We start from the raw sequence: 18,014 nt of genomic DNA, 5'->3' as shown, positions 1-18,014 counted from the left end.
TTCCTGCCCGAATCCGCGGTCAACTTGCCCCGATCTCCCCCAACTCGCCCGACCTCCGACCCGCCTGACGGGCCAGACATCGCCCGGCATGCTCCGGATGATGATCCGGAATCCGCCCAAAAGTGGCGTCAGAGCGAGGTTGCCGAGCGTGCAGCCTGCTCGTAGAGGCCCGTCAGCACCCGCAGCAACCGGGCCAGTTCGCCGATCTCCACATTTTCGTCACTGCCTTCCGTGAAATTGCTGGTCAGGCACTGCTCGCGGATTTCGCGATACCTGGCGCAGGCCTCGGTGCCTGCCTGCGTGGTGGCGTAGGTTGCCTCCTTGCCCACCCGCTCGCCGGCCACCAGCCCCAGTCCGACAAGCTTCTTCAGCGCATAGGTGACCAGGTGGGTGTCTTCGACATTGAGCACGAAGCAGATGTCGGCCAGGCGCTTGGCCCGCCCCCGGTGGTTCACATGGTGCAGCACCAGCACATCGAGGAAGGTCAGGTCGCGCACCCCCGCGGCGCCCATGCAGCGCACCACCCACCGGCTATAGGCGTTGTAGGCCGTGTTCAGGCCAAACTCGAACTCGGACAACTCAGGGCTGCGCACCGACACCAGGTGCGCCGACGACACGATATTGACGCCAGCGGCACGGGCCAGCGGCGCGGTCCGCGCGGCTGCGTCCGGGTCAGCGCCCCCGGCGGCATCGGCGTGGCGTTCCGGGGCGGGCTTGCGTGCCATGGATGGGTCTCCCAGTAAGGTCGGCGCGGCGCGGCGGGGTGATGGCCAAGGTGGCCACGGTGGCGATAGGTGAAAGCCCGAAGCGGGTTCGGGCAATTTCGGCTTGACAGTTTATCGGCGAATTCTCAGCATGAATACCTTAATTCACAGAGGCAATGCGTGAATGGGGTCTGGTTCCGCGAAGCCTTTCATCGTCACGTTGCCGCATGCTGCCTCATTCCGACCCGCTCGAATCGCTTGAATCCCTCCACGCCAGCCTGCGTGCCGGCCAGACGTCCCGCGCCGACCTGATCGCCGAAGCGGCCGCCCGCGCGGCCAGCCCCGCTGGCGAGGCCGTCTACCTCCACACCACTTTCGATGCCGCCAGCCAGGTGGCGCGTGCCGCCGACGCCGCGGCGCAGGCCGGCAAGCCGCTGCATCCGCTGGCAGGCCTGCCCGTATCGGTCAAGGACCTGTACGACATGGCCGGCCAGGTCACACGCGCCGCGTCGGCGGCCCGTGAAGATGCGGCGCCAGCCGCTGCCGACGCCGCCGTCGTGGCCAGGCTGCGCGCGGCCGGGGCCGCGGTGGTTGGCCGCACCAACATGACCGAGTTCGCGTTTTCGGGCGTCGGCATCAATCCCCATTTCGGCACGCCGGTCAATCCTTGCGATGGCACCACACCACGTATTCCGGGCGGGTCGTCGTCGGGCGCCGCGGTTTCCGTCGCGCTGGGCACGGCGGTAGCGGCGCTGGGCAGCGACACGGGCGGATCGATCCGGATTCCGGCCGCGCTGTGCGGCATCACTGGCTACAAGCCCACGGCGCGCCGCGTGCCGCTGACCGGCGCCTTTCCCCTTTCCTACACGCTCGACACGGCCTGCGCCATGGCGCGCACGCTGTCCGACTGCATTGCCGTGGACAGTGTCATCGCCGACGCACCGGTCATTCCGGTCATCGCCGCCCCCACGGCGCTTCGGATCGCCATCCCGCGCCAGCTGGTACTCGATGACATGGACGAAGTGGTGGCGCGCGCTTTCGACCGCGCCATTGGCCGGCTCTCGGCGGCCGGGGTGCGCGTGGAACACCTGGATATGCCGGAACTGTCGGAACTCGCCAGCCTGAACGCCGCAGGTGGCTTCTCGGCGCCCGAGGCCTTCTCCCATCATCGCGCCTTGCTGACCACCCATCGCGACCGCTACGACCCGCGCGTGCTGAGCCGCATCGAGCGTGGTGCGGCGATGAGCGCGGCCGACTACATCGCGCTGCACCGTGCCCGGCTGGACTGGATCGCCCGCATGGAAGCGCGCCTGGCGCCGTTCGATGCCGTGGCCTGCCCGACCGTGCCGATGGTGGCCCCGGCAATCGCCCCGCTGGTGGCCGATGACGCCCTGTTCTTCCGCACCAACGCCCTGCTGCTGCGCAATACGTCGGCCTTCAACTTCCTTGACGGCTGCTCGGTGTCGCTGCCGTGCCAGGCGCCGGACGAAATGCCGGTGGGGCTGATGCTGTCGCACGGTCCGATGCGCGACGCGCAGCTGCTGGGCACGGCCCTTGCATTGGAATCGATCGTTCGACCGTCACAGCTCGCAGGCTGAGCCAGGCCCGCGCCGTGACCGCAGTACCGCGCCATGTCTCAGACATTGAGAACGGCGCGGCGGCAGTTCCAGGTAGTTCCAAACCCGCGCAGTCGGGCAGGCCCCCGCGCGCAACACCAGGAGAGATCGAGATGCGAGTCAAGGCAATGGCAGTCGCGGCGGCAGCACTGCTGCTGGCCGCCACGGCGGCACGGGCGGATACCAAGTGGGACCTGCCAACCGGATATCCGGCCACCAACCTGCACACCGAAAACCTGCAGCAGATGGCCAACGATGTGGAAAAAGCCACCGGCGGCAAGCTCAAGATCGTGATCCACCCGAACGGCTCGCTGCTCAAGGCCAACGAGATCAAGCGTGGCGTGCAGACCGGGCAGGTGCAGATGGGCGAAATCCTGATGTCGCTGCTGGCGAACGAAAACCCCGTGTTCGGCGTCGACGCCGTGCCGTTCCTGGCAACCAGCTACGCCGATTCGTACCGGCTCTGGCAGGCTTCGAAGCCGGTCACCGACAAGGTGCTCGACCGCCAGGGCATGAAGCTGCTGTATGCGGTGGCCTGGCCCCCGCAGGGCATCTACGCGAACAAGCCGATCAACAACGCCGCCGACATGAAGGGCCTGAAATGGCGCGCCTACAACCCGGCCACATCGAAGATCGCCGAACTGGTCAGTGCCCAGCCGGTGACGATCCAGGCCGCCGATCTGGCCCAGGCCCTGGCGACGGGCACCGTCAACTCGTTCATGTCGTCAGGCGCCACCGGTGTCGACACCAAGGTCTGGGAATCGGTGAAGTATTTCTACACCGTCGACGCCTGGCTGCCCAAGAACATGCTGGTGGTCAGCAAGAAGGCCTTCAACGCGCTGGACAAGCCCACCCAGGACGCCCTGCTCAAGGCCGTGGCCGATGCCGAGAAGCGCGGTTGGCAGGTATCGGAACAGAAGACCAGGGAATACCTGGGCACGTTGTCGAAGAACGGCATGACCGTGGCCCCGCCGTCGCCCCAGCTCAAGGGTGACATGCAGAAAGTGGGCGAGATCATGGTGGGCGAATGGGCCAGGAGCGCCGGCGACGACGGCAAGGCCATCCTCGACGCCTATCGCAAATAAGGCAAGCAAGGCATCAGAACCGCCTCGCGTTTTGCTCCACCGGCACGGCGTGCATGCCCCAGGGCATGGCGCCGGGCTTGTTCCATGCTGTCTGCAGTACTACCGGTAGCCTGTCATCTCCATGGAAGCCCCCCTCATCAAGAAGCGATGGCTCGACCATCTGCTTGACGCGTTCGCCGCGCTCGGCGCGCTCTGCATCCTGGCGGTCTGCATCGTCATGATCGCGATGTCGATCTCGCGCGAGACCCTGTTCGTGCTCAAGGGCGGCGACGACATCGTCGCCTGGCTGTGCGCGGCGTCTGCCTTTCTGATCCTCGGTCAGACCTTCCAGCACGGCGGCATCGTGCGCGTGGAAATGCTGCTCGATGCAGTCGGCCCCCGGCGCCGCTGGCCGCTGGAAGCGGTGTCGCTAACGATTTGCCTGGTGTTCGCCGGCTATGCCGCATGGGCGCTCGGCACATTTGCCTGGCAAAGCTGGGACATCAACGATGTCTCGCAAGGCCAGATCGTGATTCCGCTCTGGATTCCGCAGAGCTTTGCCGTGCTCGGCGCCATCGGATTCCTGCTGGCCGTGGCCGACGAATGGCTGCGTGTGGTGCGCCGGCAGAAGCCGCGCTACCAGCTGGCGCAGGAGGCCAAGCTGGCCGCCGGCGATTTCGGGGAGACCGTCTGATGAGCACCGTACTCGTTGCACTGGTCCTGCTGCTGGTGATGATCGTCTTCCTGGCGATCGGCGCCTGGATTCCGGTCGCCATCGCCGTCACGTCGTGGGTGGGCCTGGTGATCTTCTCCGACCACGACGCACTGGTAAACCTGGCGAACGCCTGGTGGTCGTCCAGCGCGTCATATACGCTGGCGTCGCTGCCACTGTTCGTGTGGATGGGCGAAATCCTGTTCCGCACCAAGCTTTCCGAGCAGATGTTCAACGGCCTGTCGCCGTGGCTGAACTGGCTGCCGGGACGCCTCATGCACGTCAACATCCTGGGCTGCGGCATCTTCGGATCGGTCTCGGGATCGTCGGCGGCCACCTGCGCCACGATTGCCAAGTCCGCCCTGCCCGAACTGACCCGGCGCGGCTACGACGAGCGCGTCACGCTGGGGTCGCTGTCGTGCGCGGGCACGCTGGGTATCCTGATCCCGCCATCGATCACGATGGTGGTGTACGCGGTGTCGGCCGACGTGTCGATCATCCGCGTGTTCCTGGCCGGGTTCCTGCCGGGGCTGCTGCTGATGCTGCTGTTCTCGGGCTATATCGTGGTCTGGGCGCTGATGAACCCGAGCCGGACCCCGCCGGCCGAAACCTTCGGCTGGGGCGCGCGCCTGGCATCGATCCGGCAGCTGATGCCCTGCATCATCCTGATCGCGTTCATTACCTGGATCATGATGGCCGGCTATTCCACCGCCACCGAGGCGGCCGCCTATGGCGTGGTGGCGTCGCTGGGCCTGGCCTGGGCCGGCGGATCGCTGACGCGCAAGGCGTTCTGGGAAAGCCTGATGTCGGCCACCCGGCTGACCGCGATGATCATGTTCGTGCTGGGCGCCACATCGTTCCTGTCGGTCACCATGAGCTTCACGGGCATTCCGCGCGCGCTGGCCGAGTGGGTGGCCGCGCTGCACCTGTCGCCGTGGGCGCTGATCGCGGTGCTGACCGTGATCTACATCCTGCTGGGCACGGCGCTCGACGGCATTTCGATGATCGCGCTGACCACGGCCACGGTGCTGCCCATGGTGCAGGCGGCCGGGTTCGATCTGGTATGGTTTGGCATCTTCATCGTGCTTCTGGTGGAAATCGCCGAGGTGACCCCGCCGGTGGGCTTCAACCTCTTCGTGCTCCAGAGCATGACAGGCAAGGACAGCAACTATATTGCGCGTGTGTCACTGCCGTTCTTCATGATGATGGTCGTTGCCATCGGCATCATCACGGTCTGGCCGACCGTGGTCACCTGGCTGCCCGACGTGGTGATGGCGAAGGAGCTCAAGTAGGCCCGCAAACCCGCAGTCATCCACAGGAAACCCGCCCGGATGCACGTTATCGTCATCGGCGCCGGCGCCATCGGCGTCTGTTCGGCCTGGTATCTGCGCCAGGCCGGTTTCAACGTTACCGTGCTGGACCGGCGCAGCGCGCCCGCGCAGGAGGCCAGCTTCGGCAACGCCGGCGTGATCGCGCCGGGCTACGTCACCCCGTGGGCAGCGCCCGGCATGCCGGGCAAGGTGCTGCGCGCGCTGTTCCAGCGCGAATCGCCGGTGCTGTTCCGGCCCGGCATCGACCCGGCGATGTGGCGCTGGATTGGCCGATGGCTGCGCGAATGCGATGGCGAGCGCTATCGCATCAACAAGCTGCGCATGCAGCGCGTGGCGTTTTACAGCCGTCAATGCCTGCACCAGCTGCGCGACACGCTTGAGATCGACTACGAGCAGTCGCGCGGGTATCTCCAGCTGTTCCGCACCCAGAAGGACCTTGAGCTGGCCGCGCCGGCCCTGGCGCTGCTGCGCGAGAACAACGTGCCGCACCGGCTCGTGGATGCGGCGGGCTGCCGACAGATCGAACCGGGCCTCACCGACGACACCCCGCTGGCGGGCGGCCTGCACCTGCCCGAGGACGAATCGGGCAACTGCCCCATGTTCGTGCGCCGGTTGCACCAACACGCCGACGCCGCAGGTGTGCAGTTCCGCTTTCAGACGAACGTGGCGCGGCTGCGCGCCGACCCCGCCGGCACGCTGTCCGTTGAACTGGCCCCTGCCCAACGCGGCGCCACGCCCGAGATCCTGCGTGCCGATCGCGTGCTGGTGGCTGCCGGCGTGGGCAGCGTCGGCCTGCTGCGCCCGCTTGGGCTGCGCGTGCCGATCTATCCGGTCAAGGGCTATTCGGCCACCGTCATGGTGCGCGATGAACTGCAGGCGCCGCTCGGTGCGCTGATGGACGAATCGTTCAAGGTTGCCATCACACGCATGGGCAACCGGCTGCGCGTGGCGGGCACCGCCGAACTGGGCTCGCGGCGGCTGGATCTGCGCCCCGCCGCGCTGAACACGCTGATCAAGGTGGCGCGCGACTGGTTTCCCGTAGCCGGCCACTATCAGGAAGCCACGCTATGGGCTGGTGCCCGCCCGATGCTGCCCGATGGACCGCCGCTGATCGGCGCCACGCGTGTGCCGGGGCTGTTCCTGAACCTGGGACACGGCTCCACGGGCTGGGCGATGTGCTGCGGATCGGGCAAAATTGCCGCAGACCAGATTGCCGCCAGCGCCGGCCAGGGCACGGGACCCGCCATCGACATGGAAGGGCTGACCCCGGCGCGCTACCGGCTGGCGCCCGCGTGAGCACGACATGAATACCGACGTCCACTCTTCTACATCGCCTGCCAACCCGCCACCCGGCCCGGCGGAGACCAGCGCCGCAGCCGCCTGGATCACGCTCGATGCCGCTGGCCACGATCCAACCCCGCTCTATGACGTGGCCGCGATCCGCCGCGTGGAACAGGCAGGCCTGGATGCCACGCCGCCCTTCACGCTGATGTCGCGTGCCGGTGCCGCCGCCGCTGACTGGATCCACCAGCATGTACCCAATGGCCGCGTCCTGTTCCTGGCCGGCCGTGGCAACAATGGCGGCGATGCCCTGGTGGCCGCCACGCGCCTGCACCAGGCGGGACGCCTGGTGGAAGCGTGGCTGATCGCCGAAGCAGACCAGTTGCCGGCCGATGCCGCGCGGGCCTGGTTCGAGGCCCGCAGCGCCGGCGTGCCGCTGCTGGCAATGCATCCGGACCCCGATGCAGCCCTGCCGCCCTGGCCCACGGGCTGCGTCGCGGTCGTCGACGGCCTGCTTGGCATCGGCCTGAACCGTGCCGCCGATGGCGACGTGGCGCGCTGGATCGCGCATCTCAACGGATCGCATCTGCCCGTCTACGCGCTCGATATCCCGAGCGGCCTGTTTGCCGATACGGGCGCGGGCCAGCCGGCCGTCCGGGCACGCCGCACGCTGACGTTCCTGGGCGCCAAGCCGGGGCTGCTGACACTGGACGGCCGCGACTGCGCGGGCGCCATCGACATTGCCCCGCTGGGCCTGGACTATCCTCCCGCGGAGCGGCCGGTAGCCGTCGTCAACCAGCCTGGCGCATTCCTGCATGCCCTGCCGCGCCGCGAGCATTCGGCCAACAAGGGCCGCTTCGGCAGCCTGGCCGTGATCGGCGGCAACCATGGCATGACCGGCGCCCCGCTGCTCGGCGCCCGTGCCGCACTGCATCTCGGGGCGGGTCGTGTGCATGTGGGCTTTCTGGCCCAGCCGGCACCGGCCATCGATCCGGTCCACCCGGAACTGATGCTGCATCCGGTGGCGGAACTGTCGCTCGATGCCATGTCGGCATTCGTGGCCGGGCCCGGCATGGGCAGCGGCACGGCGGCACGCAAGCAACTGGCCCAGCTGATCGACTTCTGCGCCAACGCCGAGCCCCCGCTGCCGCTGGTGCTCGATGCCGATGCCCTGAACCTGCTGGCCGCGGACAAAACGCTCAATCAGTTGCTGATCGACAGTGGCCTGGATTACGTGATGACCCCGCATCCGCTGGAAGCCGCGCGCCTGCTTGGCAGCAACGTGGCCGATGTGCAGCGCGACCGCCTGGCCGCAGCCCACGCACTGGCTACGCGCTGGCAGGCCACCGTCGTGCTGAAGGGATCGGGCACGGTGATCGCCTCGGCCGAGAATGCGCCGGCCACCATCAATCCCACCGGCAATGCCGGACTCTCCACGGCCGGCACCGGCGATGTCCTGGCCGGAATGATCGGCGCCCTACTGGCACAAGGCATGCCGATGCTGGCTGCGGCGCGTGCCGGGGTGTGGATTCACGGACGCGCCGCCGATCGGCTGGTGGACGCTGGCACGGGGCCCGCGGGCTTGACCGCGAGCGAACTCTACCTGCCCGCACGGGCTATCTTCAACGCGTTGCTGCAAGGCGGCGCGGCATGACACAGGCGGCAACACTGACTGGCGGCGAAAATGGCGATGGCGCGCGGCGCCGTCTGCTGACCGGCATCGCCCTGCTGGTCATCGGCCAGTGGATCCTGAGCCTGCTCGACGCCACGGGCAAGACACTGACCCAACAGGGCCTGCCCGTGGTGGCCGTGGCCTGGGTCCGGTATCTGGGCCATGTGGTGGCGATCTTCCTGCTGATTGGCCCGACGCGCTGGCAACGCCAGTCGCGCCCGACCGTGCCGCGCCTGCAATGGCTGCGCGGAGCGCTGATGCTGGCCTCGACACTGGTGTTCTTCAGCGTGCTCAAGCTGATGCCACTGGCGACGGCCACCGCGCTGAATTTCTGTGCACCGCTGATCGTCGTGGCGCTGTCGCCCTGGCTGCTGGGCGAGCGCCCCGGCCTGCATGCGCGCTGGACGCGCTGGATCGGGGTCGGCATCGGCTTTGCCGGCATGCTGGTCGTGGTCCGACCCGGCGGCGAACTCGACGCGCTGGGCGTGGGGCTGGGCCTGCTGTCGGCACTGCTGTTTGCGCTGCTGCAGATGCTGACGCGCCGCATTGCCGCACATGACGCGCCCATGACAACGCTGATCCAGAGCGGCGTGACCGGTGCCGCGCTGACCACGCTGCTGGTGCCGTTCTTCTGGTTCGAGTCCGTGCCAACGCTTGCGCAGGCGGCACTGCTGCTGTCGGCCGGGCTGACCGGGTCGGTCGGACACTACTTTGTGATTCGCGCGTTCCAGTACGCCGATGCATCGTTCCTGAGCCCATTCCTGTACCTGCAGATCTTCTCTGCCACCGTAGTCGGGTATTTCGCGTTCGGCCACTTGCCGGACTGGACCACCGCACTGGGCATCGCCGTGATCTGCGCGGGTGGCCTGTGCGTGGCAGGCGGCGAACCCCTGCTGCGCCGGGTGGCCGCACGACTGCGCCGCTAACGCGCGCTGGCGCACAGACCGGCGCATGGCCGGCAGCGCACAACCACAGGGCACCCCCGCGCACAATGCCGGCCCCACGTCGGACAACGCCCGATACGGGGCGGGCGGATCGGCTGTTAAGGTTTTGCCGATGCCGCAAGTGCCGTTACGTTTTGCTGCTACTTTCGGCTTTTGACATCACATCGGAGCGATATACTTGCGCTCAGGCCCGTCACGGCGGGCCATGCCCCGAGAATTTCAGAACACCCCATGCCGACTGAACTCCACGCCTGGACCGCCCTGCGCCACCACTACGATGCCATCCGCCATACGCCGATGCAGCAGTGGTTTGCCGAGGCCGAAGCCGCCCGCCGCGTCGAGGACTTCTCGCTGGAAGCCGCCGGCCTGTACCTCGACTTTTCGAAGAACCGCATCACGTTCGAGACCTTTGCCCTGCTCATGAAGCTGGCCGAGGAAGCTGGCGTGGCCCAGCGCCGCGACGCCATGTTCGCGGGCGAGCATATCAATACGACCGAAGACCGCGCCGCCCTGCACGTGGCGTTGCGCGCCATGCCCGACGCCCCGTTCAAGGTGGATGGGTCATCGGTCATGCCCGGCATCAACGACGTACTGCGCCGCATGCGCGATTTCGCCGCACGCGTGCGCACCGGCAACTGGACCGGCTTCAACGGCCAGACCATCACCGACATTGTCAACATCGGCATCGGCGGATCGGACCTGGGCCCGCGCATGGTGTGCCGGTCCCTGGCTCACCTGGCGGACCCTCAAGGGCCCCGCATGCATTTCGTGTCCAATGTCGACGGCACCGAACTGGCCGAAACGCTAGTGCGGCTGGACCCGGCGCGCACGCTCGTCATCGTGTGCTCGAAGACGTTCACGACGCTGGAAACCATGGCCAACGCGTGCAGCATGCGCGACTGGTTCCTGCGCCACGGCGTGGCCGAGAACCAGTTGGCGCGCCATTTCGTTGCCGTGTCGACCAACCGAGAAGCCGTGGTCAAGTTCGGTATCGACCCGGCCAACATGTTCGAATTCTGGGACTGGATCGGCGGCCGCTTCTCGCTCTGGTCGTCGGTTGGCCTGTCGATTGCATTGGCCGTAGGCTTCGACGCGTTTGAAGACCTGTTGCTGGGCGGCCGGGCCATGGACGATCACTTCCGCACGGCGCCCCTGGCGCGCAACATGCCAGTGGTAATGGGCATGCTCGGTATCTGGTATCGAAATTTCTTTGGCATGCCGACCAGTTGCATGGCGCCCTATTCGACGTCGCTCGAACTGTTTCCGGCCTTCCTGCAGCAACTGGAGATGGAGAGCAACGGCAAGTCGGTGCAACTGAACGGCGACCCGGCGCACGTGGAAACCTCGCCGGTGGTCTGGGGCACGGCGGGCACCAACGGGCAACACGCCTATTTCCAGATGATCCATCAGGGATCGCAGATCGTACCCGTGGATTTCGTGGCACCCCTGGTGCCGCCCCGCGACCTGCCCGGCCATCACGCCAAGTTGCTGGCGAACTGCTTCGCCCAGGCCGAGGCGCTGATGCGGGGCCGTGGCGCCGATGAACTGCGCGCCGCCGGGGTCACCGACGAGGCGCGCATCCCGCATATGGTGTTCGAGGGCAACCGTCCCAGCAATACGCTGCTGATGGAGGATCTGACCCCGCACGTGCTGGGCGCGCTGATCGCGCTCTATGAGCACCGCACCTTCGTGCAGGGCGTGGTGTGGAACATCAATTCGTTCGACCAGTGGGGCGTGGAACTTGGCAAGATCCTGGCGCGACCCATCGAACAGGAACTCACGGGCCAGGGCACGTCCACGCATGATGCGTCGACGGCAGCGCTGATCGCACGTGCTCGCGGTGTGCTGGGGCGCGGCTGAGGCAGGCGGCAGGATTTGCCGCCGTCACAGTCTTTGCGGCCTGTGCAGCCAATTCCGCCGTTGCGGTCTTGATCTGCCGGCCGCCGGCTAGATTTCGGTACCCATCAGCTCGTCGCTCGCCACGCGTCCGGCATCGATGGTCAGAATGCGGCCACAACGCGCAGCGACCGAGCGGTCGTGGGTCACCAGCACCAGCGTGGAGCCGGCGTCGCGATTGAGTTCGAACATCAGCGCGATCACCGCTTCGCCGGTGGCGGTGTCCAGGCTGCCGGTCGGCTCGTCGGCAAACAGGATGTCCGGCCGCGCCACGAATGCGCGGGCCAGTGCCACACGCTGCTGCTCGCCCCCCGACAGGGTGCGCGGATAGTGCGTCAGACGCTTGCCCAGGCCCACACGCTCAAGCATTTCCGTGGCACGCTCGCGTACACGCACGGTTTCGCCACGCAGCTCCAGCGGCAGCATCACGTTCTCCAGCGCGGTCAAGTGCCCCACCAGCTGGAACGACTGGAACACAAAGCCAACATGGCGCCCGCGCAGCGCGGCGCGCTGGTCTTCATCGAGCTGGAAGATATCCTGCCCGTGCAGGCTGACGGCGCCGGTGCTGGGCAAGTCGAGCCCAGCCAGCAGGCCCAGCAGCGTGGATTTGCCCGACCCCGACGCCCCGACGATCGCCAGCGTTTCGCCGGCCGTGACGGAAAACGTGACGTCGTGCAGAATCGTCAGCGAACCCGTCGTGTCGGCTACGGTCTTTCCGAGTGACTCGACAGCAAGAATGGAAGAGGACATGCGCGAGAGGATTGCAAACGTTGGTCGCCGGCGGATGCTGGCAGCTTGTGGTGCGACAGCGGTCGCCCTGTTCGGTTCACTACTGTTGCCGCCCGCCATGGCGCAGAGCGCGGCCACTACGTCGGCCGGACCTGCGCTGCTGGTGCTCGGAGACAGCCTGTCGGCCGAATATGGCATTGCACGCGGGACAGGCTGGGCGAGCCTGCTTCAGGAACGCCTGCGCCACGAGCGGTTCGATTATAGCGTCGTGAATGCCAGCATCAGCGGCGAAACCACCGTCGGCGGCAAGACCCGGCTTCCGGACCTGCTCAAGCGGCACAAGCCAGCCATCGTCATCGTGGAACTGGGCGCCAACGACGCGCTGCGTGGCCTGTCATTACCTTCGACCGAGGCCAACCTGCGCAGCATCATAGGCGACGCGCAGAAGGCCGGCGCACAGGTAGTGCTGGTCGGCATGCGCATCCCCCCGAACTACGGCGCGGACTACACCGAACGGTTCTTCGCGTTGTTCCCGAAACTCGCAGGGGAATACCGCACGCAACTGGTGCCGTTCCTGCTGGACAAGGTCGTGACACGGCCCGAATGGTTCCAGGACGACCGGATCCATCCCACTTCGGCTGCCCAGGCAACGCTGCTCGACACTGTCTGGCCGGCGCTGAAACCGTTGCTCAAGGCCCCCGCCCGACGCCGCTGACCATGACCGCCGCCGCTGCCCCGACTCAGGGACACAAGCGGACAGGACGCGAAGGAAAAGAAAAAGCCCCTGCGGTATGCACCTGCAGGGGCTTCTTGCCGTCTGGCGTTACGACGCAGCGTCAGTGCGCTGCGGCTTCGCTGGCCGGGGCCAGATCCTCCGGCTTCGCCGGGTGCAGGATCTTGACCTTTGCCTGGGCCTTCAGCGTTTCATAATAGGCCGCCAGTTCGGTCTGGCCAGCCAGCTGGCTCAGTTGCTGGGCATCAGCCTGGCGCTGTCCGGCATTCGCTTCGGTCGGCGTGCTGACCTTGCTGATGCGATAGATCGCGTAGCCGTCCGCACCCAGGTCCACACCCACCACCGACGGCAGCTTGGTGGCATCGGCGCGCATGATTGCGTCGACGGCCTTCGGCGACAGGTTGTCGGCCTTGGCGCGCGACACCATCATCGTCGAGCCGAACCCGCTGGCGCTGTCGGCCTTCTTCAGTGCTTCCAGCCTGGCCTCGCCATCCTTGCGGGCCAGCTCGGCAGCCTGCTGCGCGACATATGCCTGGCGCACCTGGGCTTCCACGTCCTCGAACTTGCGCGCGGTCGACGGGCGGTAGTCGACGATACGCGCTGCCACCAGCGTCGTGGGGCCAACCTGGATGGCCTCGGTATTGCGCTTGTTCTTGATCGCGTCGTCGCTGAACAAGGCCTTCAGCACCTTCTCGTTATTCAGCGGATTATCCTTGCCCAGGGACGGGTTCGGCTGGCGCGTGACGTTGTCAGCCGTCTGGATCGTCAGCTTGAACTTGTCGGCAGCCGGCTTCAGGCTGTCGGACTGCTCATAGACCGTATTGCCGAAGGCGTCGGCCTGCTCCGCATACTTCTTGGCAGCCAGTTGCTTCTTCAGTTCGGCTTCCAGTTCCGGACGCACTTCATCCAGCGGCTGAGTCGCAGCGGGCTTGATGCCGGTCAGCTTGATGATGTGGTAGCCATAGTCGGTTTCCACGAGATCGCTGATCTGGCCGTCCTTGAGCGCGTACATGGCGTCTTCGAACGGCTTGACCAGCGCGCCGCGACCCATGAACCCGAGGTCGCCGCCCTTCTCGGCGGAACCCGGATCCTGCGAGTTCTTCTTCGCCACGTCGGCGAAAGTATCCGGATGCTTGCGCACGTCTTCGAGCAGCTTCTCGGCCTTGTCCTTGGCAGCCTTGCGATCGGCGTCCTTGGCGTCCTTCGGGACGGTAATCAGGATATGGCTGGCACGACGCTGCTCTTCCGTGCGGAAGCGCTGGGCGTTGCTGTCGTAGTAGGACTTGAGCTCTTCCGGCGTCACGGCCTGGCTGGCCGCCATGGCATCGCCCGACAGCACCACATACTCCACCTTGGCCTGCTCGGGCGTGGTGTACGCCGACTGGTGGGCCTCGTAGTAGGCCTTCAGCGCCGCCGCATCGGGCGTAACCTTCGCCGTGAAATCGGCCGGCTTGATGACCAGCGCCTGCACATCGCGCTGCTGGTCGCGGATGGCGATCAGGCGATCGAGCAGCGACTTCGGCACGAAGGCGGTGGTGCCCACAGCGCCACCCAGTTGCTGCGTGGCCAGTTCGAAGCGCATACGCGCATCAAGCTGCTCGGGCGTCATGCCCTGCTGGGCCAGCAGCTGGATATAGGCCTTCTCGTCGAACTTACCGTCCGGACCACGCAACTGGGCGATTGCCGGGATGGCTTCGATGGCCTGGCGCAGTTGCTCGTTGGAAACGGTCAGGTTCTTCTTGGCCGTGGCATCGGCCACTACGCGCTGCAGGATCAGCTGGTCCAGCACGGACTGGCGCGCTGCGGCGCTCTCGAACATGCGCGGGTCGTAGTTGCTGCCAAGCATCTGGCGCATGCGCTCGGTCTGGTCACGCACCACGTTGTCGACTTCCTGCACGGTGATGGTACGGCCATCGACCTTGGCGGCGTCGTGCGAGCTGTCCATGAAGCGCGAGTAGCTCTCGACACCGAAGAACACGAACGACGGGAAGACAAGCACCAGCAGCAGCAAAAGCATCAGGCGCCGGTTGTTGCGTACGAAATCAAGCATGCTTTTCGGGTGAAAGGGTTGAGGCCTTGGGCCGACAGTCAAACTTTGCGATTCTATCAGGAGCGGGACGCCAGACCTGCGGAATATGTGGCGTGGCGTGAGTTTGCGTCAGGAATTCGCGCTGTCGAACGGGCACGTCCGCTACGCAGATCATTCGGACGATAGAAATAAAAAAACCCGCTGGCGCGGGCATTTTTATTTGGCGGAGTGGACGGGACTCGAACCCGCGACCCCCGGCGTGACAGGCCGGTATTCTAACCGACTGAACTACCACTCCTTGTGTCGGTGCCCCTGCAATCCTGTGCGTTGCGATCCAGTGTGGTGGGTGCTGAGGGGTTCGAACCCCCGACCTACGCCTTGTAAGGGCGCCGCTCTACCAGCTGAGCTAAGCACCCACATGGACCACGCAAGCCAGTTGCCTGCAAGGTAATTCTCGCTGCGCACGATTCGGCGGTTACTGCTTGCTTGCCGCTGTTTGCGTTGCGAGGCCGCGATTGTAATACGAGACTTTTCGATTTGCCAAGCGTTGATTGCACGATTCTTTTGAATCACGCCGCGCACGCAAACAAAAAGGCCACGGGGGTGAGCCCGCGGCCTTTTGGCGTTTCAGCGATGGCGTCGATCAGTGATGAATGCGCTCGACCTTGGATTCGCCCTTGTCTGCCACTTCGGCAGGCTTGGCCTCTTCGTCAGGCAGAGCCTCGGGCTTGCGCTCGAGTGCCAGCTCCAGCACCTTGTCGATCCAGCGCACCGGCACGATCTCGATGGCGTTCTTGACGTTGTCGGGGATGTCCGCCAGGTCCTTCACGTTTTCCTCGGGGATCAGCGCCAGCTTGATACCGCCACGGTGGGCAGCCAGCAGCTTTTCCTTGAGGCCACCGATCGGCAACACTTCGCCACGCAGCGTGATCTCGCCTGTCATTGCCACATCGGCACGCACGGGGATCCCCGTCAGCACCGACACCAGCACCGTGGTCATCGCGATACCTGCCGACGGGCCATCCTTGGGCGTGGCGCCTTCGGGCACGTGGATGTGAATGTCGCGCTTCTCGAACATCTCATCCGTAATGCCCAGACGACGCGCCCGCGAACGCACCACCGACCGCGCTGCCTCGACCGACTCCTTCATCACGTCGCCCAGCGAACCGGTACGCGAGATGTTGCCCTTGCCCGGCATGATCGCGGCTTCGATGGTCAGCAGATCGCCACCCACTTCCGTCCACGCCAGACCGGTCACCTGGCCCACCTGGTTTTCCTTGTTTGCCAGGCCGAAGTCGTACTTGCGCACGCCGAGGAATTTGTCGAGGTTCTCGGAATCCACCTTCACCGCGTTCGACTCTTTCTTCAGCAGCAGCAGCTTGACCACCTTGCGGGCGATCTTCGACACCTCGCGTTCCAGCGAACGTACGCCCGCTTCACGCGTGTAGTAGCGAATGATGTCGCGGATGGCCGCTTCGGTGACCTCGATCTCGCCCTGCTTCAGACCATTGTTGCGGATCTGTTTCGGCAGCAGGTAGCGCGTGGCGATGTTCACCTTCTCGTCCTCGGTGTAACCCGAGAGGCGGATCACTTCCATCCGGTCCAGCAGCGGCGGCGGAATGTTCAGCGAGTTCGACGTCGCCACGAACATCACATCCGACAGGTCGAAGTCCACTTCGATGTAGTGGTCCTGGAACGTGTGATTCTGCTCCGGGTCCAGCACTTCGAGCAGGGCCGACGACGGGTCGCCACGGAAGTCCATGCCCATCTTGTCGATCTCGTCGAGCAGGAAGAGCGGATTGCGTACGCCAACCTTCGACAGGCTCTGCAGGATCTTGCCCGGCATCGACCCGATGTAGGTACGGCGGTGACCGCGAATCTCGGCCTCGTCACGCACGCCACCCAGTGCCATGCGCACGAACTTGCGATTCGTGGCGCGTGCCACCGACTGGCCCAGCGACGTCTTGCCGACGCCGGGGGGGCCGACCAGGCACAGGATCGGCGCCTTCACCTTGTCCACGCGCTGTTGAACGGCAAGATACTCAAGGATGCGTTCCTTGACCTTCTCCAGACCGTAGTGGTCTTCGTCCAGCACGCGTTCGGCGTTCGCCAGGTCGTTGTTGACCTTGCTCTTCTTGCGCCACGGCAGGTTGACCAGCGTGTCGATGTAGTTACGCACGACAGTCGCCTCTGCCGACATCGGCGACATCAGCTTGAGCTTCTTGAACTCGGCGTCGGCCTTCTTCTTGGCCTCCTTGGGCATGCGCGCGGCCTTGATGCGCTTGTCCAGCTCTTCAAGGTCGGCTCCTTCCTCGCCCTCGCCCAGTTCCTTCTGGATGGCCTTGACCTGCTCGTTCAGGTAGTACTCGCGCTGGGACTTCTCCATCTGGCGCTTGACGCGGCCACGGATGCGCTTTTCCACCTGCAGGATGTCGATCTCGCCCTCGAGCTGCGACAGCAGGCTCTCCAGGCGCTCGGCCACCTTCACCATTTCCAGAATCTTCTGCTTCTGCTCGAGCTTGATCGGCAGATGCGCGGCAATGGTGTCGGCCAGGCGGCCGGCCTCGTCGATACCCGACAACGACGTCAGGATCTCCGGCGGGATCTTCTTGTTGAGCTTTACGTACTGGTCGAACTGCGAAACGATCGCGCGGCGCAGGGCCTCGGTCTCGGCCGACTCAGCGGTTGCCGGGGGCACGGGCACGGCTTCGCACATGAAGTGCGAATCGTCCTCGCTCACCTCGGTAATGTTTGCACGTTGCGTACCCTCCACCAGCACCTTTACGGTGCCGTCGGGCAGCTTCAGCATTTGCAGGATATTGGCGATGCAGCCAACCTCGTAGAGGTCTTCGGCTGTCGGTTCGTCTTTAGCGGCCGTCTTCTGTGCCACGAGCATGATGCTCTTGCCCGACTCCATCGCAGTCTCGAGCGCCTTGATGGACTTCGGGCGTCCCACGAACAGTGGGATCACCATGTGCGGAAACACCACCACGTCGCGCAGAGGCAACAGTGGCAGGCGAATCGGCTCAGCCGGGAGGAGTTGTGTTCCGGACATCATTTTCCCCAGTCAGTCATTTAAGGCGTAAATAGGGTCTCGGGATTCGATTGCAAGATACCCGTCATCAATTCCCGGCACTAAAAAAACGTGCGCCAAACTGCACCCGAGACCCACTCTGAAACAGCATACCCGCGTTTGCTCCCGTTAGTTTGTGGAATTGAAGAAAAAAAGCCGTTCGCTTTCCAGCGAACGGCAGCTTGAAAGTGTCGCCAGTATGGTTGGGACCACGTGGGTCCGGCACGTTC

At 65.5% G+C, this 18,014-nt stretch carries 13 protein-coding genes and 2 tRNA genes; 9 read left to right on the top strand and 6 right to left on the bottom strand.

Annotated features, from left to right (window positions below):
• Nucleotides 1-128: 128 nt before the first annotated feature.
• Entirely contained in the window at nt 129-725 is a 597-nt protein-coding gene (locus ACOABP_RS16650) for a winged helix DNA-binding protein (RefSeq protein ID WP_474226246.1), read from the bottom strand.
• 206 nt (nt 726-931) lie between these two features.
• Between ACOABP_RS16650 and ACOABP_RS16645 the strand changes: the two genes are divergently transcribed.
• The 8 genes from ACOABP_RS16645 to pgi all read left to right on the top strand — a co-directional run bounded on the left by ACOABP_RS16645 (nt 932) and on the right by pgi (nt 11,184).
• Entirely contained in the window at nt 932-2,302 is a 1,371-nt protein-coding gene (locus tag ACOABP_RS16645) for an amidase (RefSeq protein ID WP_474226244.1), read from the top strand.
• 131 nt (nt 2,303-2,433) lie between these two features.
• Nucleotides 2,434-3,405, top strand: coding sequence for a TRAP transporter substrate-binding protein (locus ACOABP_RS16640; RefSeq protein ID WP_474226243.1), 972 nt, complete (start codon nt 2,434-2,436; stop codon nt 3,403-3,405).
• 121 nt (nt 3,406-3,526) lie between these two features.
• Entirely contained in the window at nt 3,527-4,078 is a 552-nt protein-coding gene (locus ACOABP_RS16635) for a TRAP transporter small permease subunit (protein WP_474226241.1), read from the top strand.
• Entirely contained in the window at nt 4,078-5,388 is a 1,311-nt protein-coding gene (locus ACOABP_RS16630) for a TRAP transporter large permease (protein WP_474226240.1), read from the top strand. Before ACOABP_RS16635 ends, ACOABP_RS16630 begins: the two co-directional genes overlap by 1 nt.
• Before the next feature lie 39 nt (nt 5,389-5,427).
• Complete coding sequence (locus ACOABP_RS16625; protein ID WP_474226239.1) at nt 5,428-6,723, top strand: D-amino acid dehydrogenase; 1,296 nt, start codon at nt 5,428-5,430, stop codon at nt 6,721-6,723.
• A gap of 7 nt (nt 6,724-6,730) precedes the next feature.
• The gene (locus ACOABP_RS16620; RefSeq protein WP_474226237.1) at nt 6,731-8,362 is read left to right on the top strand and encodes an NAD(P)H-hydrate dehydratase; all 1,632 of its coding nucleotides are present in this window, start codon (nt 6,731-6,733) and stop codon (nt 8,360-8,362) included.
• On the top strand, nt 8,359-9,306 hold the full coding sequence (locus ACOABP_RS16615) for a DMT family transporter (protein ID WP_474226235.1): 948 nt from the start codon (nt 8,359-8,361) through the stop codon (nt 9,304-9,306). Before ACOABP_RS16620 ends, ACOABP_RS16615 begins: the two co-directional genes overlap by 4 nt.
• Nucleotides 9,307-9,555: 249 nt before the next feature.
• The gene (gene pgi / locus ACOABP_RS16610) at nt 9,556-11,184 is read left to right on the top strand and encodes a glucose-6-phosphate isomerase (RefSeq protein WP_474226233.1); all 1,629 of its coding nucleotides are present in this window, start codon (nt 9,556-9,558) and stop codon (nt 11,182-11,184) included.
• Nucleotides 11,185-11,271: 87 nt separating this feature from the next.
• Here pgi and ACOABP_RS16605 read toward each other — a convergent pair whose 3' ends face one another.
• Entirely contained in the window at nt 11,272-11,970 is a 699-nt protein-coding gene (locus ACOABP_RS16605; protein WP_474226232.1) for an ABC transporter ATP-binding protein, read from the bottom strand.
• Between the two features lie 34 nt (nt 11,971-12,004).
• Here ACOABP_RS16605 and ACOABP_RS16600 point away from each other — a divergent pair, with 34 nt between their 5' ends.
• Nucleotides 12,005-12,664, top strand: a complete 660-nt coding sequence (locus ACOABP_RS16600; protein WP_474227863.1) for an arylesterase — start codon at nt 12,005-12,007, stop codon at nt 12,662-12,664.
• 121 nt (nt 12,665-12,785) lie between these two features.
• Here ACOABP_RS16600 and ACOABP_RS16595 read toward each other — a convergent pair whose 3' ends face one another.
• The 4 genes from ACOABP_RS16595 to lon all read right to left on the bottom strand — a co-directional run bounded on the left by ACOABP_RS16595 (nt 12,786) and on the right by lon (nt 17,766).
• Nucleotides 12,786-14,732, bottom strand: a complete 1,947-nt coding sequence (locus ACOABP_RS16595) for a SurA N-terminal domain-containing protein (protein WP_474226230.1) — start codon at nt 14,730-14,732, stop codon at nt 12,786-12,788.
• Between the two features lie 200 nt (nt 14,733-14,932).
• Nucleotides 14,933-15,009, bottom strand: a tRNA-Asp gene (locus ACOABP_RS16590).
• Between the two features lie 42 nt (nt 15,010-15,051).
• Nucleotides 15,052-15,127: transfer RNA gene (locus ACOABP_RS16585), tRNA-Val, on the bottom strand.
• 227 nt (nt 15,128-15,354) lie between these two features.
• The gene (lon, locus tag ACOABP_RS16580) at nt 15,355-17,766 is read right to left on the bottom strand and encodes an endopeptidase La (protein WP_474226229.1); all 2,412 of its coding nucleotides are present in this window, start codon (nt 17,764-17,766) and stop codon (nt 15,355-15,357) included.
• Between the last annotated feature and the right edge of the window lie 248 nt (nt 17,767-18,014).

The organism is Cupriavidus sp. HE11 (genome assembly GCF_056097175.1).
This window is presented reverse-complemented; position numbering and strand designations above follow the sequence as displayed.

Coding starts and splice junctions, on each gene's coding strand:
- ACOABP_RS16630 (WP_474226240.1), top strand. CDS start 4,078: ATGAGCACCGTACTCGTTGCACTGGTCCTGCTGCTGGTGATGATCGTC.
- lon (WP_474226229.1), bottom strand. CDS start 17,766: ATGTCCGGAACACAACTCCTCCCGGCTGAGCCGATTCGCCTGCCACTG.
- ACOABP_RS16595 (WP_474226230.1), bottom strand. CDS start 14,732: ATGCTTGATTTCGTACGCAACAACCGGCGCCTGATGCTTTTGCTGCTG.
- ACOABP_RS16605 (WP_474226232.1), bottom strand. CDS start 11,970: ATGTCCTCTTCCATTCTTGCTGTCGAGTCACTCGGAAAGACCGTAGCC.
- ACOABP_RS16635 (WP_474226241.1), top strand. CDS start 3,527: ATGGAAGCCCCCCTCATCAAGAAGCGATGGCTCGACCATCTGCTTGAC.
- pgi (WP_474226233.1), top strand. CDS start 9,556: ATGCCGACTGAACTCCACGCCTGGACCGCCCTGCGCCACCACTACGAT.
- ACOABP_RS16600 (WP_474227863.1), top strand. CDS start 12,005: ATGCTGGCAGCTTGTGGTGCGACAGCGGTCGCCCTGTTCGGTTCACTA.
- ACOABP_RS16625 (WP_474226239.1), top strand. CDS start 5,428: ATGCACGTTATCGTCATCGGCGCCGGCGCCATCGGCGTCTGTTCGGCC.
- ACOABP_RS16640 (WP_474226243.1), top strand. CDS start 2,434: ATGCGAGTCAAGGCAATGGCAGTCGCGGCGGCAGCACTGCTGCTGGCC.
- ACOABP_RS16615 (WP_474226235.1), top strand. CDS start 8,359: ATGACACAGGCGGCAACACTGACTGGCGGCGAAAATGGCGATGGCGCG.
- ACOABP_RS16645 (WP_474226244.1), top strand. CDS start 932: ATGCTGCCTCATTCCGACCCGCTCGAATCGCTTGAATCCCTCCACGCC.
- ACOABP_RS16620 (WP_474226237.1), top strand. CDS start 6,731: ATGAATACCGACGTCCACTCTTCTACATCGCCTGCCAACCCGCCACCC.
- ACOABP_RS16650 (WP_474226246.1), bottom strand. CDS start 725: ATGGCACGCAAGCCCGCCCCGGAACGCCACGCCGATGCCGCCGGGGGC.